This is a genomic window from Halovibrio variabilis (assembly GCF_007991175.1).
Taxonomy (GTDB): Bacteria; Pseudomonadota; Gammaproteobacteria; order Pseudomonadales; family Halomonadaceae; genus Vreelandella; species Vreelandella variabilis.
Genome location: NZ_BJXV01000011.1, coordinates 96,582 through 122,009 on the forward strand (window position 1 = coordinate 96,582; position 25,428 = coordinate 122,009).

22 protein-coding genes and 1 pseudogene are annotated in these 25,428 nt (G+C 53.4%); 8 read left to right on the forward strand and 15 right to left on the reverse strand.

Annotation, left to right across the window (positions count from 1 at the left end):
- Positions 1 to 19 precede the first annotated feature (19 nt).
- The 4 genes from HVA01_RS10915 to HVA01_RS10930 form a co-directional block, all read right to left on the reverse strand.
- The gene (locus tag HVA01_RS10915) at positions 20 to 1,258 is read right to left on the reverse strand and encodes a type II toxin-antitoxin system HipA family toxin (RefSeq protein WP_146875448.1); all 1,239 of its coding nucleotides are present in this window, start codon (positions 1,256 to 1,258) and stop codon (positions 20 to 22) included.
- Between the two features lie 2 nt (positions 1,259 to 1,260).
- Positions 1,261 to 1,626 carry a helix-turn-helix domain-containing protein gene (locus tag HVA01_RS10920; protein ID WP_146875449.1) on the reverse strand — a complete coding sequence of 122 codons (366 nt, stop codon included), beginning with the start codon at positions 1,624 to 1,626 and terminating at the stop codon, positions 1,261 to 1,263.
- Between the two features lie 143 nt (positions 1,627 to 1,769).
- Positions 1,770 to 3,083, reverse strand: coding sequence for a type II toxin-antitoxin system HipA family toxin (locus HVA01_RS10925; protein WP_146875450.1), 1,314 nt, complete (start codon positions 3,081 to 3,083; stop codon positions 1,770 to 1,772).
- An 18-nt stretch (positions 3,084 to 3,101) separates the two neighbouring features.
- A complete protein-coding gene (locus tag HVA01_RS10930; protein WP_146875451.1) occupies positions 3,102 to 3,413 on the reverse strand; it encodes a helix-turn-helix domain-containing protein in 312 nt (103 codons plus the stop codon).
- 200 nt (positions 3,414 to 3,613) lie between these two features.
- On the opposite strand from HVA01_RS10930, the gene HVA01_RS10935 reads away from it, so the two are divergent.
- Together HVA01_RS10935 and HVA01_RS10940 are read left to right on the forward strand one after the other, a co-directional pair.
- Positions 3,614 to 4,315, forward strand: a complete 702-nt coding sequence (locus HVA01_RS10935) for a hypothetical protein (protein WP_146875452.1) — start codon at positions 3,614 to 3,616, stop codon at positions 4,313 to 4,315.
- 1 nt (position 4,316) lies between these two features.
- The gene (locus HVA01_RS10940) at positions 4,317 to 5,528 is read left to right on the forward strand and encodes a helix-turn-helix domain-containing protein (protein WP_146875453.1); all 1,212 of its coding nucleotides are present in this window, start codon (positions 4,317 to 4,319) and stop codon (positions 5,526 to 5,528) included.
- Between the two features lie 141 nt (positions 5,529 to 5,669).
- On the opposite strand, the gene HVA01_RS10945 is transcribed toward HVA01_RS10940, so the two are convergent.
- From HVA01_RS10945 to HVA01_RS17685, 8 genes and pseudogenes are all read right to left on the reverse strand, one after another.
- Positions 5,670 to 6,458: a DUF3800 domain-containing protein gene (locus tag HVA01_RS10945; protein ID WP_146875454.1), complete on the reverse strand. Its 789-nt coding sequence runs from the start codon at positions 6,456 to 6,458 to the stop codon at positions 5,670 to 5,672.
- A gap of 5 nt (positions 6,459 to 6,463) precedes the next feature.
- Positions 6,464 to 7,156: a M48 family metallopeptidase gene (locus HVA01_RS10950; protein ID WP_146875455.1), complete on the reverse strand. Its 693-nt coding sequence runs from the start codon at positions 7,154 to 7,156 to the stop codon at positions 6,464 to 6,466.
- On the reverse strand, positions 7,153 to 10,473 hold the full coding sequence (locus HVA01_RS10955; protein WP_146875456.1) for a type I restriction endonuclease subunit R: 3,321 nt from the start codon (positions 10,471 to 10,473) through the stop codon (positions 7,153 to 7,155). The genes HVA01_RS10950 and HVA01_RS10955 overlap by 4 nt, the downstream gene beginning before the upstream one ends.
- Positions 10,474 to 10,491: 18 nt before the next feature.
- A complete protein-coding gene (locus HVA01_RS10960; RefSeq protein ID WP_146875457.1) occupies positions 10,492 to 11,799 on the reverse strand; it encodes a restriction endonuclease subunit S in 1,308 nt (435 codons plus the stop codon).
- A complete protein-coding gene (locus HVA01_RS10965) occupies positions 11,792 to 14,308 on the reverse strand; it encodes a type I restriction-modification system subunit M (RefSeq protein WP_146875458.1) in 2,517 nt (838 codons plus the stop codon). Before HVA01_RS10965 ends, HVA01_RS10960 begins: the two co-directional genes overlap by 8 nt.
- Positions 14,309 to 14,313: 5 nt before the next feature.
- The gene (locus HVA01_RS10970) at positions 14,314 to 16,770 is read right to left on the reverse strand and encodes an N-6 DNA methylase (protein WP_146875459.1); all 2,457 of its coding nucleotides are present in this window, start codon (positions 16,768 to 16,770) and stop codon (positions 14,314 to 14,316) included.
- Positions 16,771 to 17,035: 265 nt separating this feature from the next.
- Positions 17,036 to 17,449 (reverse strand): annotated as a pseudogene (locus HVA01_RS17680) (PDDEXK nuclease domain-containing protein).
- Complete coding sequence (locus HVA01_RS17685; protein ID WP_246129584.1) at positions 17,450 to 17,848, reverse strand: cupin domain-containing protein; 399 nt, start codon at positions 17,846 to 17,848, stop codon at positions 17,450 to 17,452.
- Positions 17,849 to 18,013: 165 nt separating this feature from the next.
- Here HVA01_RS17685 and HVA01_RS10980 point away from each other — a divergent pair, with 165 nt between their 5' ends.
- From HVA01_RS10980 to HVA01_RS10990, 3 genes are all read left to right on the forward strand, one after another.
- Entirely contained in the window at positions 18,014 to 18,589 is a 576-nt protein-coding gene (locus HVA01_RS10980) for a histidine phosphatase family protein (protein WP_146875460.1), read from the forward strand.
- Between the two features lie 62 nt (positions 18,590 to 18,651).
- Entirely contained in the window at positions 18,652 to 19,692 is a 1,041-nt protein-coding gene (locus HVA01_RS10985) for a zinc-dependent alcohol dehydrogenase family protein (RefSeq protein ID WP_146875461.1), read from the forward strand.
- 114 nt (positions 19,693 to 19,806) lie between these two features.
- Positions 19,807 to 20,682, forward strand: coding sequence for a pirin family protein (locus HVA01_RS10990; RefSeq protein ID WP_146875462.1), 876 nt, complete (start codon positions 19,807 to 19,809; stop codon positions 20,680 to 20,682).
- A 2-nt stretch (positions 20,683 to 20,684) separates the two neighbouring features.
- Here the strand turns inward: HVA01_RS10990 and HVA01_RS10995 are convergent, their stop codons facing one another.
- Both HVA01_RS10995 and HVA01_RS11000 read right to left on the reverse strand, forming a co-directional pair.
- A complete protein-coding gene (locus tag HVA01_RS10995; protein WP_146875463.1) occupies positions 20,685 to 21,557 on the reverse strand; it encodes an urea carboxylase-associated family protein in 873 nt (290 codons plus the stop codon).
- A gap of 56 nt (positions 21,558 to 21,613) precedes the next feature.
- The gene (locus tag HVA01_RS11000; RefSeq protein WP_146875464.1) at positions 21,614 to 22,225 is read right to left on the reverse strand and encodes a DNA-3-methyladenine glycosylase family protein; all 612 of its coding nucleotides are present in this window, start codon (positions 22,223 to 22,225) and stop codon (positions 21,614 to 21,616) included.
- A 188-nt stretch (positions 22,226 to 22,413) separates the two neighbouring features.
- Here HVA01_RS11000 and HVA01_RS11005 point away from each other — a divergent pair, with 188 nt between their 5' ends.
- On the forward strand, positions 22,414 to 23,625 hold the full coding sequence (locus HVA01_RS11005; protein WP_146875465.1) for an MFS transporter: 1,212 nt from the start codon (positions 22,414 to 22,416) through the stop codon (positions 23,623 to 23,625).
- Positions 23,626 to 23,632: 7 nt separating this feature from the next.
- On the opposite strand, the gene HVA01_RS11010 is transcribed toward HVA01_RS11005, so the two are convergent.
- Positions 23,633 to 24,328 (reverse strand): extensin-like domain-containing protein, encoded by a 696-nt coding sequence (locus tag HVA01_RS11010; protein WP_146875466.1) that lies wholly within the window; start codon positions 24,326 to 24,328, stop codon positions 23,633 to 23,635.
- 124 nt (positions 24,329 to 24,452) lie between these two features.
- Here HVA01_RS11010 and gmk point away from each other — a divergent pair, with 124 nt between their 5' ends.
- Positions 24,453 to 25,067, forward strand: coding sequence for a guanylate kinase (gmk, locus tag HVA01_RS11015; RefSeq protein ID WP_146875467.1), 615 nt, complete (start codon positions 24,453 to 24,455; stop codon positions 25,065 to 25,067).
- 104 nt (positions 25,068 to 25,171) lie between these two features.
- On the forward strand, positions 25,172 to 25,426 hold the full coding sequence (gene rpoZ, locus HVA01_RS11020) for a DNA-directed RNA polymerase subunit omega (protein ID WP_146875468.1): 255 nt from the start codon (positions 25,172 to 25,174) through the stop codon (positions 25,424 to 25,426).
- Positions 25,427 to 25,428: the final 2 nt, after the last annotated feature.

Sequence of the window (25,428 nt, forward strand, 5' to 3'; positions counted from 1 at the left end):
GTTTTTTAAATATATAGCTTCACATAATGGCGGATGCGATTAGCTGCTGCTCTTGCCGATGGATACCTATTTCATTGGCATAGTGGTGCCAATGGCGCGTCACCTTTTGGAGCTGATCAAGAATAAATCGTGCCTCTCTTGAGGACAGCTGAAAATAGGGTGAAACGTCCAGCGCTAACGCCAAATCCAGCGCATTGGAGTGCTCATCTATATTTAGATGCAGCTCTGCAGCCCCCAGTGAGATATTGATATCGTAAGCGGGCGATAGGCGCCAGCCGCTATTATTTTCTGCCAATAAGAAACCATGATTGCGTAGATGATCATCAGCGTTTGAGACAAGTATGCTGAACACCATTCTGCGCCAAAGCTGGTGCAGATCCTGCTGAGTATTGGCTCCTCGCTCTACAAGAAACTGGGCTAGCTCAAGGTAGCTTGCGCCCGCATCGCCATCGTAATAGCCCAACTGAGTCATAGCTGAACTAAAGTGCCTACGTAAGCTGCCAACACGGTCAAAGCGTTGGGTTAGAAAGGTGTGGTGGGGACGGTTGAATCGCTGAATTCGGCATGGCGCCATTTCGATGCCCGCGTCTACCGCCATGCGATAAAGCAAATATTCCCATGCGCCTATATCGTAATCGTCGTATCGGCTGGGAAATTTTGCTAGCCAAAGATCATCGCCATCCATGACACTGGCTTTTGGTCTCGCCCCGCCCAATGACGAGCCTGGTGAAATCAGCATATTCAACCATTTTAGATAGTCAGCGCTATCCAAATCTGGCTGTAGCTCTATTTGACTGACCGCAAACTCCAATTCTCTCAGGCTGGATAATGGCGGCGCAGCAAATTGCTGATTGGCATCGAGAAAAGGCCCGTCTTCTTGCAACTTAAAACGTAGCCCGCCCATACGGAACGTATCATGCACACCCAAGAGGTAGTCTGATTCGTTGAGTTTTGCTAAACGCCTACCCTCTTGCCTAGCCACAACTGCTTCACGCCGCTGCATGAGCAGGCACCCCCATCTATCTGGGCAGGAATCAAGGAACACACGGAAGTTACGCGCGTCATTGTTGAACTGATCTCCCGAAAACAGCTGCAGCTCAGGGTCAATCTGCACAGCAAGCGGAGAGACGAGCCACGTTGATGCGTACGCGAAACGGTACACTTCGTTGCCACGAACGAGGTCTACTTCCAGCCTCCCAACCAGCTCAGGCGGCTGCGTAGTAAGCCAATCAGCATAGACCCATATCGATTTACTCATGATCAACGCCTGCCTTCAGTGGTAGAGCGATAAACCACAGAGCTAGCGTTTTTCGTCTTTAGTGAGGCCTTGTTAGACGTCTTTAGCAGCTCGATATCTTGCAGTTTGCGCCCAAACTCATCGTCTAACGCTACCTTCGCTAGATCGCTAGCAAGGCCAAGCGACGATAACACCACTAGGTAATGGCCCATTGAGACGCTAGGTTCCCCACGCAGAATATTGCGCAGCGTTGGCATAGAAAGCCCCGTGCGTTCAGAGAGCTGTGTCTGGGTGATTTTACGGCGCTTCATGGCAAGCATGATGTTCTCGCCCAGAGCTTTTAACACTTTTAGATCTTTGGGGAACACAACCGCTGAGCGAGATGGCATAAAGCTATACCTTCATTTTTACGTTAATGTTGAAAGTATAGTTTCAAAATTTGCACGTGTCACTGAGACTAGAGGTCGATAGAGCAGATGCGAGAGAAAATCCAGAATATTGAGTGACGTTATCGAGCGCCTGAGGAGCATAATTAGCGATTAGGTAGGGGTGAATCAGCTAGGCGAAAATCAGCATGGAGACGTTGCCAATGTTCACGCAGTGCCTGCTTATGGGGCTCATACATAGGCAACTTTACTAGTGCTTCAGGCCACAAAGTGCGGGCTTTATCAAGGGTGTCATCCAGGTGGGGCTTGATTAAACGCCAGGGTATGTCGGCTTTTTTGGCCCACTGCTGAAAGCTTTCCATGGAAGTTTGATACCACGCTTTTTGGCCCGCCAAATTGAGCGCAGTAGTACGCTCGTTTTCCATATATACGTTGGTGGTCACAATATCGTAAGCGGGTGATAGCCGTGGCGTGTAGCGATCAGAGTACAAAAGACTCCAGTTTTTTAAGTGAGCATCGCCATTGGCGAGCAAAATGTTTACCAGCAAGCGTCGGGCAAACTGCTGGGCATCCGCAATGGCATCACCGGAAAACTGGTACAAAATACGGCCGATTTGCTCATAGTTAGCCGATCCATACTTTTCATGGGGGTATTTCGCCAAAACTTGAGCAAAATCCTCCATGTGAATGCGCTCAGTACCGTGCACGCCACGCTGACGATCAAAACGCTTGATAGCAAACGCCATGGGCTCTTCTGGCAATCGAATAGCAGGCAAATTGTCTAACGTATCGAGTGCGACCAAGCGCGTTTCTGGCATATCGATGCCTGCAAGGGATGCCATTTGCATTGCCGAGAATTCGTTCAAGGGAACGTAAGCATGCTGGGTGGAGGGCGTTTTGATAATCCACTCGCCCAACTCCGCACTCCTATCATCAACAGCACTATGAATCAGGTTGTAACGGCCATCTTTCTCTTTCATAGAGAACTTCATCTGTACGCCAGCCAACGAGAATTTATTACCAGACGCTAGTGCCGGCGGATACTCAATTGTTTCAGGCCTTGCGTGTGGCAACTGAGCCAGTACCTTCGCCGGGATGTTGTCTGGGGTGAGAGGGCGTGCGATGAGTGCGCCGGGAAGGTCAAGACCAAGCCATGCTAGAAGAGAGAACTCATGGTCAATATGGGTTTTCAGACTATGCGCGAGCAGTTCACGCAGTGCACCTTCAGGCAGCAGATTAGATAACAGAGGATGCAACCGTTGGTGCTTCGACCAGTCTCTCGCTAAAATCTCTTCAGATTTAGGGAAATTAGGGTGCGTAATCAGGCTGAGCGTTGGACGCTCAGGGTTGTGGCGAAACTCGTCATCGAACAGCAGGATATTCTTGCCATGGGAATAACCCGCAAGATGACCCACCACGCTCCCATGCAAAGAAAGCTGCAGAATGCTCAATCGATCCATTTAGCCCCCTTTGTACGGTTAATCATCCTCTAGTAAGCCTTTCCATGGGTCATCAATGACGCTATCGCTGTCGTCCGCCATATCGGAGGAAGGTCTGCCCGCTGTATGACCTGCGAGCAGGGCTAAAACCGCGTCGCGTTTCTCTTGGGGGATCAACATAATCTCGCTGTTCAACCCCTTAGCCACCAGTTCTAACGTGTTAAGGCGCGGGTTGCCACTGGCTTCAAGCCGTTGATACTGCTGGCGCGACATTCCCACCCGCATCTGCATGTCACTTTGTTTGAAGCCTAACGCGATACGGCGCTTTTTGATTTGATCCAGTAACGGCATAACGATGTCATCAAATAAGTTGCTTTTTTAGTTTATAGCAACACATTAATTGCTATTCTCTTTAAAAGCAATTTATAAGACGACATGAATGGACGAGTATGGGGTCGCTTTCTTGCTGACAGAAAAATTAGCATGGATAACAGGAAAATACGTATCTATAATCCGCTTTACCGGATCGCCATCCTGCCTAGGAGTCGCTCGTGAACCAAGCAGAACTGAACAAAGAAGAGCTGTGCCGCTTTATTTGCCAGGAGCTACCTAGCCATCGCTTACAACAAATGCTCGAAAGCATAGAGGTGGCTTTTCAGAAGAGCGATAGCCACCTCAAAGAGACGTATAAGCACGTGCCCCTGGCAGGGCCAGGGCCACAGTCTCATCATTTCACCGTGCAGGAAGCACTGCTGAGCCTGCCAAAAGATGGGAATTTTGAAGTAATTAACCAAGTCACTAAGCCCGCCGGTGGCCACTATGCCCTGGTTTGTGCCAGCAGCATGCAGATAACCACGAGCGTTATCACCATGGGAAGGACACCACCTATACGCGATGCTCGTTTTAGGCGTCTGCTTGGACTCATAAACAAAAGGCTGGAGAAACAACATCCTGACCTTTTTAGTGCTTCTGCATCACCGTTAGGGCCTAGCCAAGAGGCTCTTCATGCTTTATTGCTGCCACACACAACGAAATGGACAGATAGCAACGATCATAGCAGCCCAATCGGTGTGGTCATGGCGGTGCCCTACAGTGATCCTCGGGCAGGGTTTCATTTGTTTATTGATGTAAGCCAGTTGTGGCAGTACTACAGTGAAGAAGGTGATGACGTAGAAGATATTGCCTATCCGACCCTGCGTGATAGGATGCGTCGCGCAGAGAACCGAGATCAAAGTGAAGGTGGAAACGAGTGATATGAGAACAGGGGTTGATGGCTTTCAAGGCCAGCGGTTAAACCAACTGCGTATGGCCCAAAATCTGACCCTCGCGGAGCTAGGAGAGCAACTAGGTCGCTCTTCCAGTACGGTGTCGGCCTGGGAAAAAGGCACCCAGCTACCTGAAGCTGAGTCATTTGATCGCCTTTGCCACGTGTTTCAAGTTTCGCGTAAGTGGTTTTTGAAGCCTGTTCCTCCTGTTGTTCAGGAAAGCCAGCGACCTTACTTTTTCCGTTCCCAAGCCTCTGTTCACAAGCAGGCGCGTGAAAGGTCGCAGCTCTATTTAGTATGGCTGCAAGAGATGTCTGACTTCTTTCAAGAGGCGATGGAGTGGCCAGAGGTTAACGTGCCGATGCTGGAGGCAGACGACAGCCGATTGATCAGCGATGAGGAAATTGAAGACATCGCCAGAGAGTGCCGTGAGGCTTGGAAGTTGAGTTCTGCCCCTATTCCAAACGTGATTCAAGTAATGGAAAATGCGGGGATCATTTGCACTCGTGCCACCCTGGGCCACGTCAAAATGGACGGTGTTTCCCATTTCTCCGTTTTAGATGGCCGACCCTACGTGTTGATCGCTGAAGACAAAGCCAATGCGATCCGTAACCGCTTTGACGCCGCACATGAGTTGGGGCACGTCGTGCTGCACTCCAAAATACCGGCTGCTCAATACGCTAAAAAAGAGCTGTATGATCTGTTAGAAGGGCAAGCGCACCGCTTTGCCAGCGCATTCCTAATGCCACCAGAGAGCTTTGCCCAAGAGGTGGTATGGCCAACGCTGGATAACCTGCTTTCGCTTAAGTCACGCTGGAAAGTCTCGGTGGCATCAATGATCGTTCGCTGCCGTGATTTATCGCTGTTAACTGAGCAGCTAGAACTAAGGCTGTGGAAAGGACGCTCGGCACGTAAATGGACGAAAGGTGAGCCAGGTGATGATGCCCTGGCTTTCGAGCAACCCAAGTTGATGATGCGCGGCGCTCATTTGTTAGTGGATAACGGCATTTTTGAGCGTACTGAGCTAGTGCATCAGATTGGTTTACCGCCAGCAACGATAGAGATGCTGTGTAATTTACGCTCAGGTTACCTAAGTGTTCAGCCTGATGCTGGGGATAACGTGGTGCCTCTTAAGCTCAAGCGCAATACCACAAGGGCTGGCCGGGCGAAGCGGGCAGAGGTACTGCCGTTTCAAAATTAGAGAGTTGAGTAATGACGGTAAAAATTGACTTTAGTGTATAGAGTATCCAAAATGTCCAGCAAGTGGACTGGGAGTGCCCGGTCGGCGTCTAAACCTCGGTGAGTTTCATCGAGGTTTTTCGCTGTCTGGACGATACAAATATCAAGGAAAGTGCTTCAGTCCCCACTGATCGTACCCATCCCCAACTGCTTGCCGCCCACCCTCGCAGTAAAACTTGCGTTTTAGAACTTCAAACGCCTGATTAGGTTGATCTGGTGCTAATACGTGTCGACCGATAGGACGAGCGACAAGATCGGCGAGCTGTAACCCGGCCGAGTTGCACGTCTTCGCGGCCATTCGAATTTTAAATGGTAGGTCATGCTGATATTTGTTTTCGCCGTCACAAATACGGCGAAATTCTAGTTCGAGCTCATCGTCTTCTTTCGCACCTCGCTTTTCAACAATGACATGTGTTTCCAGAGATTCTTGTCCTTTTTCTTTGACGAGATCGAAAAGTGTTTCCAGGCAGTGCCGCAGCGCTAGATGATAGGGATTAGACATCTCTTCACGGCTGCTTAGCCTATGCTTGTCGATCACGCAGGAAGCAAGAATGAAGTTACTTTCGTCGATCAGGTGGCTCAAACGGCCCATAAACGCCTGCTTTTCAGCTCTATCTTTGAACACTCTAAAGTCGCCTTTCTCTTTGCGTATTTCATGTTCATGAAATATAACGAGATCGTGTCCGAAATAATCAAATTTTAACTGCTGCAGGGCTGGTACTACTTTCGACACGTAATGCTGTTTATAAAATATGCAGAAAGCCAGTACAAAGACCGGGTAGTTTGGGTCAATATTTAACAATCCATGGTCACCACTTTCATCTACATAAACCACAAAGTCGCTAAATCCACGCTCCTTACCAATACTGATGACTGTATCGTTAGTATTCATCGAATTTATATTCCTTCCACGTCCATTCCGTGCTCAGCTAGCCACTGTTTTCGCGTCTCATAATCTGGCATAGCGCGCTCTAACCGCAACCAGAATGTCTCGGAATGGTTAGGCTCATGTAGATGCACAAGTTCGTGAACCACCACGTATTCAGCGATACGAGCAGGTAACAGCATCGTTTTCCAGTGAAAGTAGAGCATCTCGCCCTTGCCGCAGGAGCCCCAGCGATACCCCAGGTCCTGCACCCTAATAGCGGCAGGGTTTACTTCCAGCCGAGCAGCAAAGATCTTTACGCGCTGCCATAGCCACTGATTCCCTCGCTCGCTGTACCAGCGAATGAAGTGACGCCGGGCTTCTGGCCGAGCATCCTGGCGAAGATGAAACCGTCCGTTGAGCCATTTCAGTGGTGTCTCTTGATCTTCTACCAGATTCAAGCGGTGATGACGGCCAAGATATAAAAAACCCTCACCCTGCACATAGCGTTTGATACGCACCTGTTTCTGCATCAGGGCCTTTTCGGCCAGCTTTTTGTAGATCCACGCCTGCTTGCGCCGCACGAAGGCTTCTAGTCTCTGCGGGTTGGTATGCGGTGGCGTGGTCAGCACCAAGGACTGATCGCGCTCGACCGTGAGTTGCAGCGTGCTACGCTGCGCGCTTTCGCGTACCGCAATCGTCAGATCATCTACCTGTAGCGTCATGACTGCTCCAGCTTATAGCTATTTGCCTTAGCGAGATCGCGCAGCTTGTCCACCAGCGGCTCGATTTGCTCCAGTTCCAGCAGTTCACTCTCATAAATAAGCTCAGACAGCTCACCTTCAAGGGCTTCCTGCATGGAGCGACGATGTGGCTCCCAAAAGCTCGGCGTCTTCACCTCATGGCTAATGTGCTCAACTAAATGCTCGGTAAGTTGAATCAGGTCGGATTGGGTAGCTAGGTCGGGTGTAGTATCGCCACATTTAACTTCGCGTAGCATGCGATAGAACGGTAGGTAGGTTTCGGGTACATCGGGCAGCCCTTCTTCGTGACGGGTGCTACCGCTATTCACTTCGTCAATGATGGCCTGAAGCGCCGTGATAAGTGCGTCCCACTGTCCGGCCAGCCCATCCAGAATTTCCTTGAGCCGCTCGCTGAGCTTGCCGTAGTACACCGGGTCTTCGTCCAGCTTTTCGCTCACTTGGCTGCGAATGGCGTGCTCCATTTCCGAGGCAACGGCTTTTTTGACTGTCTTGATCGACTCTTCGCTATCTAGGCCGTAGCTGGCGGCTTGGTCGCGAACCTGATTCAACTGCTGACTAAACTGGGCATCGGTCAGATTGACCGGCGCAATTTTTGGGTCAATCCCTAACGAGATCACATGTTCGTCAATCAGGCGGCGCACCTTCGCGCCCACATCCTTGCCCAGCACAGTGCTGTCGCGGTAGCGACGACGAGCCTGAGCATAGATCATCGCCAGCGCCTTGGCATCGGCAGTAAAGGGTAGTGCTTCCGGGCGAGGCAGAACCGTATCAAGGCTCTGCATAAAGGCCTTGAGCTTGACACCGAACTCCTGGCGCACACGCTCACTATCGAGTGCCTGAACGCAGGCCTCGACATCGTGTAAATCTTCAATATCCCTTGAGCGCAGCACATCCACCGCGCGTAGATGGCGGTCACGTAGTGCTGGAATTTCATCCTTCAAGCTGCGAAGCGCGCCGTCGACATCTTCGTCGCTATAGGCAGCCAGTGCCTCTTTGAGATGATTGGCGACGCCGTAATAATCCACCACAATGCCCACCGCCTTGCCGAAACCGGTGCGGTTGACGCGGGCAATCGTTTGCAGCAGCTCGGCCTCCTGTATTGAGCGGTCGAGATACATCACGCCTTCGATGGGCGCATCAAACCCGGTCAGCAGCATCGATTTAACGATCAGAAAGGCCAATGGGTCGGTTCTGGATTCGTATTTTTCCCTGCTCGCCAGCAGCGGCTTCTTGAAGCGGGCGATCGCTTCGTCCTGCCGAGCGCGGTCGGTATGAGGTTGCCATTCGGAGCCATCATTGTTGCTACCGGAAACTATGGTGGCGAACTCCAGTCGTGCTAAAAGCTCGCGGTAGCGCCACGCCTGTATGCGCGCCTGTAGCTTTGGCGTCTTGCGTAAGAGTGCTTCATCATCCAGCGCTTTCGATTCTGGGCTGAGCTGGTGAGCTTCTTCAAGCAGCTGGTCGCGAGCTTGTTCAAAGGCCGCCTTGTAGCGCACCGCTGCCAGACGGCTGTAGCCCACCACCTGTGCTTTAAAGCCGTTAGGTAGAATGTGGGTAACGTAGTGGCGCAGCATGTCCTGCGCCTTCTCCTCAATAAGCTTCGTCGCCTCCAACACGTTGCCTTTGGTGGCGTACTTCTGCTTGATGGCTTCCAGCTCTTCCGGGGGCCTGTCGGCAAAGAAGTCCTCGAACAACTCGTCGAGGCTACTGCCATCCTTCACCGCACCCTGCACGGTGCGGCCCTCGTAGAGCACCGGAACGGTGGCACCGTCCGCCTCGGATTCGCGGATGGTATAAGTATCAATGAACTCGCCAAAGATCTCGTGGGTACGCTTCTTCTCCCCCATGATGATCGGCGTGCCGGTAAAGCCGATGCGAGCGCAGTTGGGCAAACCTGCCTGCAAGTTGGCGTGTAGGTCGCCCGCTTGGGTACGGTGGGCTTCATCCACCATCACCAGGATATCTTGACTGGTATTGAGTTGATCAAAGTCACTGACCTTGGCCTTGCTTTCGGCATCGCGATACTGCTGGATCATCGCGAATACCAGCCCAGGCCCCTCTTGGCGCAGTATCTTCTTAAGCGCTTTACTGTTATTTGCCACATGCACCAGATCACCGCTCAGCGAGGCAGTAGCGGAGAGCTGCTTTTGCAGGTCGATACGGTCGGTGACCACCACAATCTTGAAGCGTCGCAGTGACGGGTCGGTGCGCATACAGCGTACCAGAAACATCATGGTCAGAGATTTACCCGAGCCCTGGGTGTGCCAAATGATGCCGCCGCGCCGGTCGTGTTCGCCGTCTTCGCTCCGTGTTTTGCCGTGGCGCAGCCGGTCGATGGCCTTCACTACGCCGCGATACTGCTGATAACGGCACACCAGTTTAATGGTCTGCCCGCCGGTGGTCATGAACAGCGTGAAGTGGCGCACGATATCCAACAGGCTAGAGGGCGCCAGCATGCCCGCTATGGTGCGCTGCTGGGGCGAGAGCTTAGTCACGTTGAGTGCCTTAGCAACGTCGGTTTCACTCTGATGCGGGTTTTCCGCACTCGCCACCGTTTTCCAGGGCAGGTAGTGGCTCGCGCCGGCGGCGATGGTGCCCACCCGGCAGTCGTCAAAGCAGGTAGCCATCAACAGTTGGTTGGTGTTGAACAGGGCAGGCGCGCCTTCGTGATCGCCCGCCTCGCCATTGGCAAAGCGCTGGTCGCTGTAGCGGCGCAGTTGATCGATAGCCTCTGCCATCGGTTCGGCTAAATTGGGGCTCTTACACTCGATTACCACCAGCGGAATACCGTTCACCAGCAGCACCAGATCGGGAATGATGTGTTGCTTAGCCGTATCGTGGCCCGGTGGGCACTTCACCTTGTACTGGTTGATGACCGTAAAGCGGTTGTTGGTCGGGATATCCCAGTCGATATAGTGAATTGCGCGCGAACGGCCACCGTCCCAATCCGGTAAGCCATCGACCACGAAGCCGTCGATGATGAGCTCTGTAGCGACGCGGTTGGCCTCCATCAATCCTGGCGCGGCAATCCGCGTTAGTGCTGACACTGCCGCACTCAAACGCTCGTCATCCAACCATTCGCTTCGCGAGCCATCGGCGTGCCTGCGGGTATTAATTGCCTTGAGCTGCTCGCGCAACACATCGTCCTGTACCACCTCGGCAAAGCTTCCGCGCCCGGTGGCGGCCGGGTCGTCGAGGCTGCCCTGGCAATAGGCCCAGCCCAACGCCACCAACTGGTCGATCAACGGCTGTTCGCTGATATGAAACTCGGGCCCCATTCGGCCTCTCCTTATTGGTTAGCTGGCTTGCTGCTGTTGTTCGATCAGCTCGGTGACCTGTTTTCGGCCAGTAAGCAGGTCATCCATCAGGCCAAATTTTTGTTGTTTGCGTTTAGCGAGAGTTTTCTGTTCTAAATGCTGTCTTTTTTCCGATTCGACGTAAAAATCTAGAATAGATCGCTGCTCATCTGCTGGAGGTTTTGCAATGATGAACTTAGCCAAGATACTAGTATTTAAATTTGGCATTGTAGATCCTACAGCCATTCCCTCTATTTGTTTTTGTGACCAAGCCTGCTTATAAGTCAGTGATAACCATTCGCCCAAAATCTCACTTTTAGGAAGCCGCACCAATAAACAACCAGTACCACAAACCCAGCCTGCTTCTGATTCGTTTATTGCCACGCAACGAGATAAATCACCTCGTCTAGAAAAAACAACATCGTTACTGGTTACACGATGTTTACCCAGTTTTTTAGCTCTTTCCTCGGTGATATAAGCAATCTTATTAGCATCAATTTGCTCGCCGTTTAAATCTTGCGGCATTATGACTGGAATACCTTCTGATACATATTCATAAGCATGTAGCTGAGAACCAAAAGGCCCAGTTTGTAGCGTGCCAAAACTTCTTGATGCTATATCTCCAAGACTTATAATCTCCCACTCCTTCGGAATCCACCCCAGCGGTGAATCCCTATAAAGCTCCGACGCCTGCTCGTAGGGCGGGCGAAGCTGGCCATTGGCATCGATGCCGCGGGTAAGCAGGTCGTGCAGCAGGCCCTGCTTAACCTGCTGCAGCTTGGCGATGATGGCCTCGGTCTGACGGATTTGGGTGTCGAGGGTGTAGAGGATTTTGGCGATAACTTTTTGTTCATATATCGGGGGCACATAAAATTCATATGCTCCTACAGTTTTAGTGTTTAGACTTACTTGGTTTATGGCTTTTTGGCACTCCTTTTGTGCATAACGCTTCGCTTGTGAACTGCTCAAAGAATAATAAAGATACTTTGGGTCAATATGCTCATTTGGCCTCAAGAGTAATAGATTCATTCCATGATAAAGATCCTTCCCACCTTCATACTGAGCGACTTTGCCAACATGTTTGAAACTATTTATATGGCTATATAAAATATCCCACTTTTTTAACTTGTACGTTGATATTTTATCTGCTAAGTAACCAATCTTTGAAAGGTCAATAGTGCCATCCGCAATAGTTTCTATGCGGGTAACAGGAAATTCTGTAATTTCAGAAACTTGTGTAGAGACTGTACCATTCCGAATTACGGACAAGTATTTTGATAAAGGACTATAAATAACTTGTTCAGACATACCCCAGCTCCTCCAGATACCCGGCCAGCGTTTTTGCTGCACTGTCCCGCGCCCGCTCAATCTCAGAGAGCGTTACCTGATATTTGTCCCACCAGTTTTCCGCAGTGGCGACCACTAACTGGCGCTGGTTGCCGATATAGCGCTCGACGATGGATTTCATATCGTGGTGCAGAATGGTAAGCAGCAGCTCGGCGGCCTGGGCGTTATCCAGGTCGTCCACCTTGCCGTTAAGTTCATCGGGCAACATGGCACGCTTTTCCTTAAGCTTTTTCACCAAGGCGGTGCGCTGCTTTTTCCACACCTTGATCTGCTTTTCCAGTTTGACGCGCTCGATATCGCTAAGCGAGTCTTCGCTGTCACCGGTCGCGTCGTCATCGTCGCTGTCGCCCTGTTTCGGTAGCTTATCCTCGGCGACCTTAATTTGGCTGTCGAGCTCAGCTTGCTGTTGCTCCAGTGTTTGCAGCTCCTCAAGAAAACCGCCCAGTAGGAACTTAACCAGCTTGTGCTCTAGCGGGTCGTCTTTGTCGATCTTGTCTTCCATGGCGGTGACGATACTGGTGCGCCAGGCATCGACCACCCCGCGTGAGTCTCGCGCCATCAGAGTGAGAAAGTCGTACTTCTGCTGGTGCCAAAAACCGGCGATCATGCCGCTAACCTGAAAGTCGCTCAGCAAGCCGACCGGGCGCAGGCTCTCGGTAAAGCTGTTGAGTAGCTCCTGACGAAGTGCGGCGTACTCATGATGCTGCGCCAGCGCCGTAATGCTTTTACTATGGCGTTGCCACCATGTCTCGAACGCCTCGCGTAGTGTTTGCTCTTTAAACAGTACCCCTGCGTTCTTCTCAATGGCGGGTTTAATATCGGCCTTGGCGGCGATCATTTCACGGAATAGTTGGTAACCGTCATCACACGGCTTGGGTTCGAATAGATCTTCAGGATCTAGCCCCTGGGCGTTTAGAAGCGGACGTTTGGCATCAATTTCCGCCTGTGGGATGCCGCCCACCAGATGGGCGTGCACATCGTGGGGTTCCGGCGGTGGGGCGTTATCTGCGTAGCGGCGGATGTTCAGGTTATAACCGTTTTCCCGCAGCGTCTCGACACTTACTATGCTGGCAAAGCCGGGTACGTCCTGCCCCTTGCCTTCGGCAAAGGCCTCATAAATAGCGGCGATTTTTTCGATATGCTCAGGCATCAGGTAGTTCTGCGCCCGGCCCTCGAAGTATTCACGATCCGCGTTGATAAACAGCACCTTGCCCTGGTTTTGGGGGTGCTTGCTGGCGACCTGCTGTGCACCAATGCTATGCCGCTTGCGTAGAATTAAAATACAAGCGGGAATGCCGGTGCCGTAAAAGAGGTTGGGTGGCAGGCCAATCACTGCTTCAAGCAGGTCGTCTTCAATAATGCCTTTGCGGATGTTCTTCTCTTCGCCACCGCGAAACAGCACGCCGTGGGGCATAACGGTGGCGACCATGCCGCCATCGGTGCAGACCGCCAGCATGTGCTGCAAAAACATTAGGTCAGCTTTTTTCGAGCCAAGCGGCACTTCGCCATATTTGAAGCGCTCACTGCGTCGGGCCGGTTGAAATAGCGGCTGGCCGCTGTCATCCGTATCTTTGCTGCCAAAGTTATAAGAGAACGGTGGATTGGTCAGGACGCGGTCAAACCGGAGCAGTTCACCGTTTTTGATATGGCGCGGGTTTTCCAGCGTGTCATCGTTTTCAAGGTTGGCCGTGGTAATGCCGTGTAGCAGCATATTCATCTTGGCAATCGACCACACGGTGCCTGCATTTTCCTGGCCGTAGCAGTCGAGCCTGTGGCCTTCGCCGCCGTGCTCGTCGATCCACTCTTTCGAAGCAATCAACATACCGCCGGAGCCACAGCATGGGTCGTAAACGCGATGATCCTGCTCGGGCTTAAGCAGCCGCACCATCATGCGTACTACCGGACGAGGCGTGTAGAACTCGCCACCTTTCTTACCAGCAGAGTCGGCGAAATCGCCGATTAAAAATTCATAGGCAGCGCCTAAAAGGTCTGGAAATTCGAAATCTCTGTCGCGCAAACGGTGCTTGCTGAAGTGGTTAATTAGCCCACGCAGTTTGCTGTCGGCGAGTTTACTTTGGCCCACCTTGCGGTTGAAATCGATATGGAGCAGTACGTCCTGCAAGCTGGTATTGTCCTGTTCTAGGCCGCCCAGCGCTTTATTCAGCGCATCGCCTACATTTTTGTGAGCCTCATTGAGCAGGTAGTTCCAGCGCGAGGTTTCCGGCAGGTAGAAGCTTTTCTTGTACCAGAAGCGTTGCTCAGCTACCTCAAGGGCCGCCTCGCGACTTTTGCCCTTTGCCATCTGATCATTGACGACTTGCTCGTGGCGCTCATCGAACACATCCGAGCAGCGCTTTAAGAACAGCATTCCAAAGATGTATTCCTTGAACTCGGAGGCATCCATCTTGCCGCGCAGAATATCGGCGGCGCTAAAGAGATGGCGCTCAAGCTGGGGAAGGGTTAGGGGCATGAAATTTAGCTCGTAAAGTGTGTCTGGATGTAGTTCAACATTTCGTGTCCATATAAAGCTTCGGACGCCGCTGACCTGCGTATAAAAAACTCTTTATCACAAAAAACTGCCCTAGGAGAACGCTTACAGCTCAACAAAATAACAGTCTTGTCATCTATAATCACTTCTCTGATATCTAAAAACTTGCTTATGCCTTCACCAAGAAGAGATTTAATAACATCCTCCAAACCCTTAATATACTGTTCGGATTTTTTCATTTTCAGTCGAGCCATTTCTCGCTCGACACCAACAACCCCTCCTCCGTCATTCACACCAATTAGCAAACTACCACCTTCTGAATTAATGAAAGAGGCAATGTTTTTTACAGCCTTTCTTTGCTCGCCCTTATTAATCCCTACTGACTCTGCCTCATTATAAACTTGACTTTCTGAAAGAAAAAAACACTGCTTGAACTCAATGTGTTTGTTCTCGTTTTTCTCAAGCATATATCTTACAGCTGATTCGCTTCCCATGTCAGACAAGTCATATACAAACCTATCCAACTTTTCCTGAATACTATTTGCAAGCGAAGGCCTAGTTATTAAGTTATCCCAATGATCGGAGATATTCCTCCGCGCAACATCCAACCTTTTTGCCAAATCTATTATGTTCTTCTGCTCTTCTAAAGGTGGCGCGTAAATCTTGAAACCCTTTATTTTTCCAATAGTTAACATAGGGGCCATATGGCCCGATAAAGGATGTCGAATGGTCAGCTGGCCCAGCTCAGACAAAAAGAAGAGCTTTGCATATTCTGAGAACAGAAGATCCTCTCGAAGAACCACTTGAATATAATCTTCCTTTCTCTCTTCATTGATCTCACTGATCGAACTACACACCTTTTTGCCTGCGTTTTTACAGTTAATAAAAATCGAATTCTTTCTCTCGCCAACTGATTTAGCTGCATAGATTTTCGTAGCAGCAGAGTTTTCATCTTCTGGGTCAAGCCCATAAGCTTCATACCTTTTATGATACTCGCCTAGCTCCCTGATTCGCCTCAAGGCTGGAGAGTTATCAACGTAACCATTAAGACCCACATTAAAATCATTGGCAGCGATTTCATCAAAGTTCACCACCCTGGAATAGTCACCTTGACTTTCCCAGCTTTCATAAGCCTCAACGATCCTATCAACGTCTTCCTCTCGCAACTCATTCAAAGCCTTCTCTTTCTTATAGCAATGAGCAGCATCGATAAAAATAACACTTTTTGACCTATCAGCAGATTTATTCTTATTGAGCACTAACAGTACTGTCGGAATACCTGTGCCATGGAATAAACCCGGAGGCAGGCCGATGACGGCCTCGAGCAGGTCGTCCTCGATGATGCCCTTGCGAATGTTTTTCTCCTCACCGCCCCGAAACAGCACGCCATGGGGCATGACGGTGGCAATCATGCCGCCGTCGGCACACACCGCCAGCATATGCTGCAGGAACATCAGGTCGGCTTTCTTCGAGCCCAGCCGCACCTCGCCGTACTTGAAACGTTCAGTACGGAATTTTGGCTGAAACACCGGCTGGCCGCTGTCGTCCGTGTCCTTGTTGCCGAAGTTATAGGAGAATGGCAGATTGGTCAGGATGCGGTCGAAGCGTTGCAGTTCGCCGTTCTTCATGTGGCGTGGGTGTTCCAACGTGTCGTCGTTTTCCAGGTTGCCCGTGGTGATGCCGTGCAGCAGCATGTTCATCTTGGCGATCGACCATAAGGTACCGGCATTTTCCTGGCCATAGCAATCGAGCCGAAAGCCTTCGCCACCGTGCTCGTCGACCCACTCCTTCGCGGCGATCAGCATCCCGCCGGTGCCACAGCAGGGGTCATAAATACGGTGGTGTTGCTGCGGATCAAGTAGCCGCACCATCATGCGCACTACCGAGCGTGGTGTGTAGAACTCGGTGCCCTTCTTGCCGGCGAAATCGCCGACTAGGTATTCATACGCAGTACCCAGCAGGTCGGGGAACTCGAAATCCCGGTCGCACAGCCGGTATTTGTTGAAGTGGTTGATCAGCGCGCGCAGCTTGGCGTCGGAGATATTGCTTTGACCGACCTTACGGTTGAAGTCGATGTGTGTCAGCACGTCCTGCAGGCTGGTATTGCCCTGCTCTAAGCCACCGAGGGCGGTATTGAGAGAATCGCCCACGTTCTTGTGGGCTTCGTTGACCAGATAGCGCCAGCGCGAGGTTTCCGGCACATAGAAGCTCGTCTTGTACCAGATACGGTTCTCGGCGATCTGGGCCGCTTCCAACTCGGTCTTACCCTTGGCCAGCTGTTCGCTGACGACCTGCGCATAGCGCTCGTCGAACACGTCCGAGCAGCGCTTCAGGAACAGCATCCCGAAGATGTACTCCTTGAACTCGGAAGCGTCCATCTTGCCGCGCAGAATATCGGCGGCACTGAATAGGTGGCGTTCGAGCTGGGGAAGGGTCAGGGGCATTAAGATATTCCTTAGAGATACAGCAGACTTAGCGTTAGGGCTGAATCTAATGACCGATATTTAAATGATGGATAGTCTAACGAATCACGAACGCTTCAGGGGAGAATTAAGCAGTAACAGGCAGGAATGGCTGTAGCCTCTCGCAGCGCAGGGTAACTGCTTGACTGTTCGTCTAGGTGATATATTAAGGACAGCACAGCCTTGGGGCTTGCTGGCGTTGGTATACAACGTAGCGCCTTAAATAGGGGCTACACGGCATATATTTTCACTCATCGCCCAGCCCCTGCTGTTGAAGCTGCTCAACTGCCTGAGCCCGCTCGCGCTCTAGCTCGCGTTTGAGCTCATCCTCGGAGGGCAGATACGGTAAGTATTTCGCCGCAAACAGTTGTTTTTGCTCGGCCAACACCGAGTACTTCACAACTGCTTCGCTTTTTTCGCTGCACAGCACTAAGCCGATGGTGGTGTTGTCATCGCTGCCCTTGCGCTGCTCATCATATAAGCGCACGTGGGTATCCATCTGGCCGATATCCTAATACCTGAGCTTGCCGAGCTTGAGATCCACCAGTAAAAAGCACTTCAGTTTAAAGTTGTAGAACACGAGGTCTATGTAGAAATCTTCGTCAGCAAAGCGGATGTGTTGCTGGCGCTCCACAAAGGCAAAGCCTTTGCTCAGCTCCAGTTAGAACTGCTGCAGATTGCTGATAATGGCCTGCTCTAGCTGGCTTTCCTGATAGGTTTTATCCTGCAGATTAAGAAAATCCAAAATGTAAGGGTCGCGCAGGTAGTCTTTGGCGCTTTCCGCCAATGGCTGGGTGCTTTGTTTCGCTTCCTGTGCAACCGGGGATTTATCCTGGCTGGCCAGCAGCCGCTCGTAGTAGAGGGTACTAATCATGGACCACGCCGTTGATGGGGGTAGCCGATGAAGTCCGGGGCGGATCGGCTGCTTGCGGTTACCTAGCGTGGCCATGCCGGTTACTGAGAACACGTAGACGGCCTCCTCTTCGTAGCGATGGCAGTGGTACTCAGTGGAAGAGTAGCTAGGTGGCACACTGATCTGATGTATCCCGAGCTGGGTCATGCCGACGGCATTCCCCAGCGACTGGCCGCAAAACAATAAGCGTAATAGGAGAGCTTTATGGCCGCATTGTGATGACGACGGCGAACCCGTTGACTGAGAAGTTACCCGTGATCAGCCGACTGCGATAGGCTAAACGTCATTTCCAATCTGCTTGGATATCTCCCGATGAGAACCCTACGCCACCTAACTTTAACCTTGCTGCTCGCTGTGCTGAGCATGCTGCCCATCAGCGCCCAGGCAAACGATGCCACCTGGCAGGCGCTGGAGCAGGGCGGCCTGGTGATTCTAATGCGCCACTCCCTGGCGCCTGGCATTGGCGACCCGCCGGGCTTTGAGCGTGGCCGCTGCGAGACTCAGCGCAATCTTTCTGCGGCAGGGCGTGCTCAGGCGCAAGCCGCTGGCCGTGCGTTTCGTGAGCGGGATATCCCCATTGCAGGGGTGTATTCATCAAGCTGGTGCCGGGCGTTGGATACCGCTGAGTTGATGGCGCTGGGCAGTGTAGAGCCTGTGCCGTGGCTCGATTCTTTCTTTCGCGGACGTGGTGATCGAGCGTTAATCACCCAAGCTGCTCAGGAGCAGATATCAGCGTGGCAAGGTCCCGGCAATTTGTTGCTGATCACCCATCAGGTGAATATCACCGCGCTGGTTGGCAGCGGCGTAAGTTCCGGTGAGATGATTGTGGTGCGCCCAGCCGAGCAGGAGTTACAGGTAGTGGGGCGGTTAAGCGTTAGCGACCAGTAATTCACCCCTTAATGGCGAGTGTAGTGACACAGTAAAAAAGCGATACAGTTTAGGAATTCTTTATGAAAGCCGTTGTTTTTGAGCGTTTTTCCGCCCCACCCCAGATCCAGCAACTGCCTGATCCTACGCCAGAGGCGCATGGCGTGGTGGTGAAAGTGATGGCGACCGGGGTTTGCCGTAGCGATTGGCATGGCTGGGTGGGGCATGATACCGATATTCAGCTCCCCCACGTGCCTGGGCATGAGCTGGCAGGCGTCGTGGAAGCCGTGGGTAAAGACGTCAAACAGTGGCGTATTGGTGACCGTGTCACGGTGCCGTTCGTGGGTGGATGCGGCACTTGCCCTGAGTGCCACTCCGGCAATCACCAGGTTTGCGATAGTCAGTTTCAACCCGGCTTCACGCACTGGGGCTCCTTCGCCGAGTACGTGGGCATTCACTACGCCGACGTCAATTTGATCGCACTGCCCGAGACACTCGACTTTGCCACGGCGGCCAGCCTGGGCTGTCGTTTTGTGACCTCATTTCGGGCGGTGGTTGATCAGGGTAAAACATCGGCAGGTCAGTGGGTGGCCGTCCACGGCTGCGGGGGTGTTGGTCTATCGGCGGTGATGATTGCCAGTGCCGTCGGCGCTAACGTTATCGCCATCGATATTTCGGAAGACGCGCTTACTATGGCCCGCCAATTGGGCGCTACTGCCACCGTCAATGCCGCCAAGGTCGCCAATGTGGTGGAAGCGGTAACGGAAATCACCCAGGGAGGCGCTCACGTATCCCTGGATGCGCTAGGGCACCCGACAACCTGCTTTAACTCGATCAGCAACCTGCGTAAACGAGGCAAACATGTTCAGGTTGGGCTGATGTTGGCTGAGAACAGTACCCCTGCCATTCCCATGAGTAAGGTCATTGCCAACGAGCTTGAGATACTCGGCAGTCATGGCATGCAGGCGCACCGTTATGGCGCCATGCTGGCGATGATGCAGTCTGGCAAGCTGGCGCCTGAAAGGCTGATCGGCAAACGAATCACCCTTGAGCAATCGATTGATGCGCTAATGAACATGGATAAATTTGAAGGGGCGGGGGTGACGGTGGTGACCAGGCTTTGAGGAAACAGCTGAGCACGTTAATAACAATTTCTTTCAATGAAACGGGGTAAATTATTCGCTCCTCATCCGCGGCTATAGGTTTTACGCTGGGGAGTATTGGATAAGGAGATTGCTATGCCATCAGACACTACTCGCTCAGTGCGCCGTGTGGTCGCTCAACACCCCGCCAAGCGCGATGATATCGGTGATTTGGTTACCCGGCGGCCGCTGCCGGGGCCGCAGCTTGAACAGCTCGATCCGTTTCTGTTTCTTAACCATCACGGCCCGCAGAGGTATCCGGCTAACAATAAGGGACTGCCGTTCGGCCCACATCCGCACCGCGGCTTTGAAACGGTCACCTTTATTTTGCAAGGCTCGCTGGCCCACGCCGACAGCACCAGGCATCAGAGCGTGATTCATGCCGGTGGCGTGCAGTGGATGACTGCGGGCAGCGGCATTGTCCATGCGGAGATATCGCCCCCCGAGTTTCTGCGCGACGGTGGCCCGCTGGAAATCCTGCAGCTGTGGGTCAACCTGCCAGCACGCCTGAAAATGACCGAGCCGCGCTATACGGGGCTGCAGCAGGAATCTATACCGGCCATTGCGCTGCCGGGCGGCGGTGAGCTGAACCTGATTGCCGGGCAGTGGCAGGAGCAGGCGGGGCCAATTGAGTCACTAACTGACGTGTTTATGTCGACGTTACGACTCCCTGCCGGTAGCTCTGAACAGCTACCCGTGGCGCCTGGGCGTCAGGTGTTTCTCTATGTGGTGGCGGGTGATGTTGAGGTGGGTGGCGAACCTGTTCAGCCTCACCATCTGGTCGACGTAGACCGCGATGGCGATAGCTTAGTGATTGAAGCCAGCAGCGACGCACGCCTACTGTTTGGCCACGGCGAGGTGATTGATGAGCCTGTCTACTCCCATGGCCCCTTTGTGATGAATACCCGCGAAGAGATCGTCCAGGCGGTCGAGGACTATCAGAACGGGCGCTTTGGCGGTCTTGACGCCTGACCTCAGCAGCATTGATTGCGCTTGGCGTTCCAGTCCTCTGCAGGCGGTCGCTGACCATGGTGGCCGCGATAGTTGGGCGATGTCGGCGGCGACCAGCCTGTTAGGAGTTCGTCGTCGAGGGCGTAGATTTCGATGCCGATGGGGTGGCAGGTGGCCAGCAGGTCATCGTCGCTGGCATCGCTGCCCCACAAATCAACCGATAAATCCCCGCCTGGGCAGCAGGAAAGGGCACACAGTAAGTCAATCTCGGCAAACAGCTCCAGGTAGTCCCCTTCTTGTGCTGGGCAGGCTTTCATGAAGTACTGGTCCTGCTCATTGAGGCCGGTGCATTGAAAGACGTTGAGCACATCGTGGATATCAAATTCGGTGAGCCCGAAAGGGGCCACGGCACGGGTCAGATTGGAGTGGCAGTGGAAGTCGAAATCCTCACCAGTCAGCAAATGGTTCACATAGGGGTCACAACGTGTACCTAGTAGATCGTGAACACGACCACCATCCTCGTCGACACCGTAGTTCTCCAGGGTATCGGCGGTGATGGTCGCCATGGGCCGAAGATAGGGCAGTGAAGACCACAAACGGTCGTGGACGCTGACGTGGGCGCGCTGTAGCTGGCGGGTGCGCGAGGCCCAGAAGCGCTCCCGCGGGTTATGCAACGACCAAAGATTGAAATCGCCTACCTGGGGGCCTTGGCGGGTACAGATGCGCATCACATGACCGGCGGGCACTTTCCAGGCGCGCGCATCCCGAATCGGTATGTCTATCGTTTCTACCAGTCTGCGCTGGCCTGTCGCGTTGGCAATTTGATGGTAGAAAGGACGGTCAACGAAAAGCGGCGAGCCCGGTTGGGCGCGGTAGGCGGGGTGAAGGTTTGCCATTGCGGGTACTCCTGAAAAATAACGTTGCTACGTTCACTAAGTGCCATGACGGCGTTCTACAACGGTTCACCGCGGTAGTAGTGCCACAGAAACAGCGAACCCACGCTGCGCCAGGGCGTCCAATGCTCCACTAGCTGGCGCGCCTGCTTGGGCGTGGGTTTGTCCTCCATGCCTTTTAACCGGCCCAGGGCGACCCGCAACGCGAGATCATCGGCGGGAAAAATGTCCGGTCGCTTCAACGAGAACATCAGATAAATTTCGGCGCTCCAGCGGCCAAAGCCGCGCAGCTGGGTAATCGCGGTAATCGCCTCTTCGTCGCTGAGCTGCTCAAGCCCATCGGCACTAAAGGTGCCTGCCAGCTCCGCTTCTGCCAGCCCCTTGGCGTATTCGATTTTGCGCCAGGAGAGCCCGGCATCCCGCAGTGCTTGGCCCTCTACTTCCATTACCGCTTTAGCATGCAGTTCAGGCAGCAGCGTATTAACGCGGCCCATAATCGCACGAGCCGCTTCGGTGGAAAGTTGCTGACTAACGATGGTACTGAAAAACGTCGCAAAACCCTGGTCGCGTTCGCGGGGCGAGGGCGCACCCACCAGTGGGTAAGCGCGGGCGATATCCGGATCTGCCTTGGCGAGTCCTGCCATGGCATGCTCGATGGTAGCTGGGTTCATCAGCGTCTCGCGTATTGAGAATTAAAAGCACACTAACAAAGCTAGAACACTAATGGGATGAAACCCATACGGAGGACCCCTTTCGCCCGCTAACTTTTTAAACGCAGCATGTTTCTACTTTCGTCTAATCCTGCGATCATCTAGCGCTAATTGAGATACCAACCGGGCGGTATCCCCAGGAGATAAGCATGCAGGATTCGACAGCATCGTCGTCTCAAGGGCTGGCGCGCAACCCGCGGCTGGCCGAATTTGTGTTGGCGCTGGGTGGCTTTGGGATCGGCACCAGCGAATTTGTCATTATGGGCCTGATGAACCGCGTGGCGGGGGACCTCGCCGTGACCGTGCCCCAAGTGGGTTACGCCATTAGCAGCTATGCCTTGGGCGTGGTGGTCGGCGCGCCGCTGATTTCAGCGCTGGCCGCGCGGGCGCCAAGGCGGCTGCTATTGATTATCCTGATGCTGGTGTTTGCGGTGGGCAATATTGCCAGCGCCATGGCGCCAGGGTTCTGGTCATTTGTTGGCCTGCGTTTTCTCGCTGGCCTGCCCCACGGCGCCTATTTTGGCATCGCCGCACTGGTGGCAGCGGGGGCCGTGCCGGTAGACCAACGGGCGCGGGCTATTTCCCGCGTCATGCTGGGCTTAACCGTGGCGATTTTGATCGGCGCGCCACTGGGTACCTGGGCGGGCAACCTGTTGGGCTGGCAGATCGCCTTTGCGGGCGTTGGCGGCATTGCGCTGCTGACTGCCCTGTTGATCCGGCTGTACGTGCCGGTTCAGCCCATTGATACCCTGGCGAGCCCCGTGCGAGAGCTGTCAGCGCTACTGAAGCAGCGGGTCCTGGTTACTCTGGCGCTCGCCTGCATTGGCTGCGGCGGCATGTTTGCCATTTTTAGCTATGTGATGCCGACATTAACCCAGCAGGCGGGCATGAGCGAAGCGCTGGGGCCTTTGGTACTGGTGATCTTCGGCCTGGGCTCTATTGCCGGTAACTTAATCGGCGGGCGCATGGCGGATAAAAACCTGATGCGCGCTATTCCGACTATCCTGCTCTGGTGTGGAGTGATTCAGGGGCTGTTTTACTTTGCCGCTAATAACGTTTGGACGGGGCTGCTGTTCGTTGGCCTGGTGGGTACCAGCATGGCGCTGGCGCCTTCGCTGCAAACTCGTCTAATGGACGTGGCAGAAGATGCCCAAACCATGGCGGCGTCGCTTAATCATGCGGCCTTTAACGGTGCCAATGCCCTCGGGGCGTGGCTGGCGGGGTTGGCGATTAGCGCTGGCTTTAGCTGGTCGAGCACGGGCTTGGTGGGCGCCAGTTTAGCGTGCTGTGGGCTGGTGATTTTTGCTGCTGGGCGCTGGTTAGAAAAACGCACTTTTCTGACCGCTAACGGTTATCAGTGAGCGTTGATTAACGACACAGCCTAAAGCCGCGCATGCCCAGATGAAAGTGATCAGCGTGCGCGGCGTTGTAGTCAGGCCCTAGCACGTTGCCAAAGGTGTCGCAGGCGCCGTCGCGCGCTGCGCGCAAGAATTTCCCTGCCTCGCCGTCATTATCCCAATCATTAGCTAGCGAAATTTGCTGGCCGTTTTCGAATTGAAAGCCCACTACGTCCAGCGCTTCGGCGGTGGCGTGTTCGCTGCGTCTGCCGCTTTCGCGGCCATAGACATTACGGCAGGCAAAGCTGCCCACGTGGTTAACCTGGCGCACTCGGCTGCCCATAATTTCCTCAGCCGCAGGCTGAAGCGCGTGACGTTCATACATCACCCACGCCAGCGCCAACGGGCAGGAGGCCACAAAGCTTTGATTGAACGCGACGCCGCTGGTGTGCATTCGCACCACATTTTCAAGTGGGCAGTTTGCCGTTGGCGTGTAATCGGCCAGCGGCGTGACGCGCAGCTGGCCATCGGGCACGGTATCCAATGCCGCTAGGCAGCCTTCGCGGTCGTCCGCCAAGCGGCTTAGCTTCAGTTGCGTGATCGGCGTAATGGGGTCGTCGATGTGCAGGGGTGCCCAAGGCGCCCAGTGGCGGGGAATCTCGATGATGCCTTTTTGTAGCGCAACGCCCAGCGCTATCAGGATTAAAATAAACAGTGTCCGGCGCATCCCTGCCTCTCTTATGTCGCTGCCAACGCTACAGTCGCAGCGATGGGTGTGCGATACTGCGCAGCCTTGCTGCGCTGCTGCAGTCGCTCTACTTACTTTTCGCTAACTGAAGGGAAAGCGCTTCATGTCCCAAGGTACGCTGTTTATCATTTCTGCCCCTTCGGGTGCCGGCAAAACCAGCCTGGTACGCGAGCTCATCGAAAGCCTGGATGGGATTCAAGTATCGGTATCGCACACTACTCGCGCTATGCGCGAGGGTGAAGTGAATGACGTGAACTACCATTTCACTGATGTGGCCGAGTTTGAAGCGATGATCGCGCGAGGTGAGTTTTTTGAGTATGCCAGAGTCTTTGATAATTACTACGGCACCTCGCGCCAGGCGGTAGAGGTTCTGCTGGGGGCAGGGCAGGATGTGATTCTTGAAATCGACTGGCAGGGCGCGCAGCAGGTACGCCTGCAAATGCCCGAAGCGGTGTCGATCTTTATTCTACCGCCTTCGCGGGACGAACTAGAGCGCCGCTTGGCTAGCCGCGGCACCGATGAACATGCCGTCATTGCCCGACGCATGCGCGATGCGGTGAGCGAGATGTCGCATTTTCATGAATATGATTACCTCGTCGTCAACGATGATTTCACCACGGCGCTGCAAGAGTTGCAGTCATTGGTGATCAGCCGTCGCTTAAGTTGCTCGCGAATGAGCGAGTGTCATGCGCCGCTGTTGACTGCGCTCTTGTCATAGACGCCTACGGTCGAGTAATCTATCGGGTCGTACTACTTTTTGCTGGGTCGGCGCCGTTTTATATGACGGCGTCGGCCCGGTTCCGTCATTACAGGAAGGCTCCCATGGCTCGCGTAACCGTTGAAGATTGTCTAGAAAACGTTGAAAACCGCTTCAAGCTGGTGATGATTTCCACCCAGCGCGCTCGTCAACTGGCCCGCGGCTCGCGCGATGCCCTACTGCCTTGGGAAAACGATAAGCCAACCGTGATGGCGCTGCGCGAAATTGCCGGAGGCCTGGTCGATCACACCGTGCTGGATGAGCCTGTTGAAGCCGCTGTGCGTCCGCGTCCGGCGATGGCGCCGCATATCGACGACTAACG

Bases quoted from the DNA above. Each gene is read 5' to 3' on its own strand.
- HVA01_RS10915 (WP_146875448.1), bottom strand. From the start codon at position 1,258: ATGAGTAAATCGATATGGGTCTATGCTGATTGGCTTACTACGCAGCCG.
- HVA01_RS10920 (WP_146875449.1), bottom strand. From the start codon at position 1,626: ATGCCATCTCGCTCAGCGGTTGTGTTCCCCAAAGATCTAAAAGTGTTA.
- HVA01_RS10925 (WP_146875450.1), bottom strand. From the start codon at position 3,083: ATGGATCGATTGAGCATTCTGCAGCTTTCTTTGCATGGGAGCGTGGTG.
- HVA01_RS10930 (WP_146875451.1), bottom strand. From the start codon at position 3,413: ATGCCGTTACTGGATCAAATCAAAAAGCGCCGTATCGCGTTAGGCTTC.
- HVA01_RS10940 (WP_146875453.1), top strand. From the start codon at position 4,317: ATGAGAACAGGGGTTGATGGCTTTCAAGGCCAGCGGTTAAACCAACTG.
- HVA01_RS10945 (WP_146875454.1), bottom strand. From the start codon at position 6,458: ATGAATACTAACGATACAGTCATCAGTATTGGTAAGGAGCGTGGATTT.
- HVA01_RS10950 (WP_146875455.1), bottom strand. From the start codon at position 7,156: ATGACGCTACAGGTAGATGATCTGACGATTGCGGTACGCGAAAGCGCG.
- HVA01_RS10955 (WP_146875456.1), bottom strand. From the start codon at position 10,473: ATGGGGCCCGAGTTTCATATCAGCGAACAGCCGTTGATCGACCAGTTG.
- HVA01_RS10960 (WP_146875457.1), bottom strand. From the start codon at position 11,799: ATGTCTGAACAAGTTATTTATAGTCCTTTATCAAAATACTTGTCCGTA.
- HVA01_RS10965 (WP_146875458.1), bottom strand. From the start codon at position 14,308: ATGCCCCTAACCCTTCCCCAGCTTGAGCGCCATCTCTTTAGCGCCGCC.
- HVA01_RS10970 (WP_146875459.1), bottom strand. From the start codon at position 16,770: ATGCCCCTGACCCTTCCCCAGCTCGAACGCCACCTATTCAGTGCCGCC.
- HVA01_RS17685 (WP_246129584.1), bottom strand. From the start codon at position 17,848: ATGACCCAGCTCGGGATACATCAGATCAGTGTGCCACCTAGCTACTCT.
- HVA01_RS10980 (WP_146875460.1), top strand. From the start codon at position 18,014: ATGAGAACCCTACGCCACCTAACTTTAACCTTGCTGCTCGCTGTGCTG.
- HVA01_RS10985 (WP_146875461.1), top strand. From the start codon at position 18,652: ATGAAAGCCGTTGTTTTTGAGCGTTTTTCCGCCCCACCCCAGATCCAG.
- HVA01_RS10990 (WP_146875462.1), top strand. From the start codon at position 19,807: ATGCCATCAGACACTACTCGCTCAGTGCGCCGTGTGGTCGCTCAACAC.
- HVA01_RS10995 (WP_146875463.1), bottom strand. From the start codon at position 21,557: ATGGCAAACCTTCACCCCGCCTACCGCGCCCAACCGGGCTCGCCGCTT.
- HVA01_RS11000 (WP_146875464.1), bottom strand. From the start codon at position 22,225: ATGAACCCAGCTACCATCGAGCATGCCATGGCAGGACTCGCCAAGGCA.
- HVA01_RS11005 (WP_146875465.1), top strand. From the start codon at position 22,414: ATGCAGGATTCGACAGCATCGTCGTCTCAAGGGCTGGCGCGCAACCCG.
- HVA01_RS11010 (WP_146875466.1), bottom strand. From the start codon at position 24,328: ATGCGCCGGACACTGTTTATTTTAATCCTGATAGCGCTGGGCGTTGCG.
- gmk (WP_146875467.1), top strand. From the start codon at position 24,453: ATGTCCCAAGGTACGCTGTTTATCATTTCTGCCCCTTCGGGTGCCGGC.
- rpoZ (WP_146875468.1), top strand. From the start codon at position 25,172: ATGGCTCGCGTAACCGTTGAAGATTGTCTAGAAAACGTTGAAAACCGC.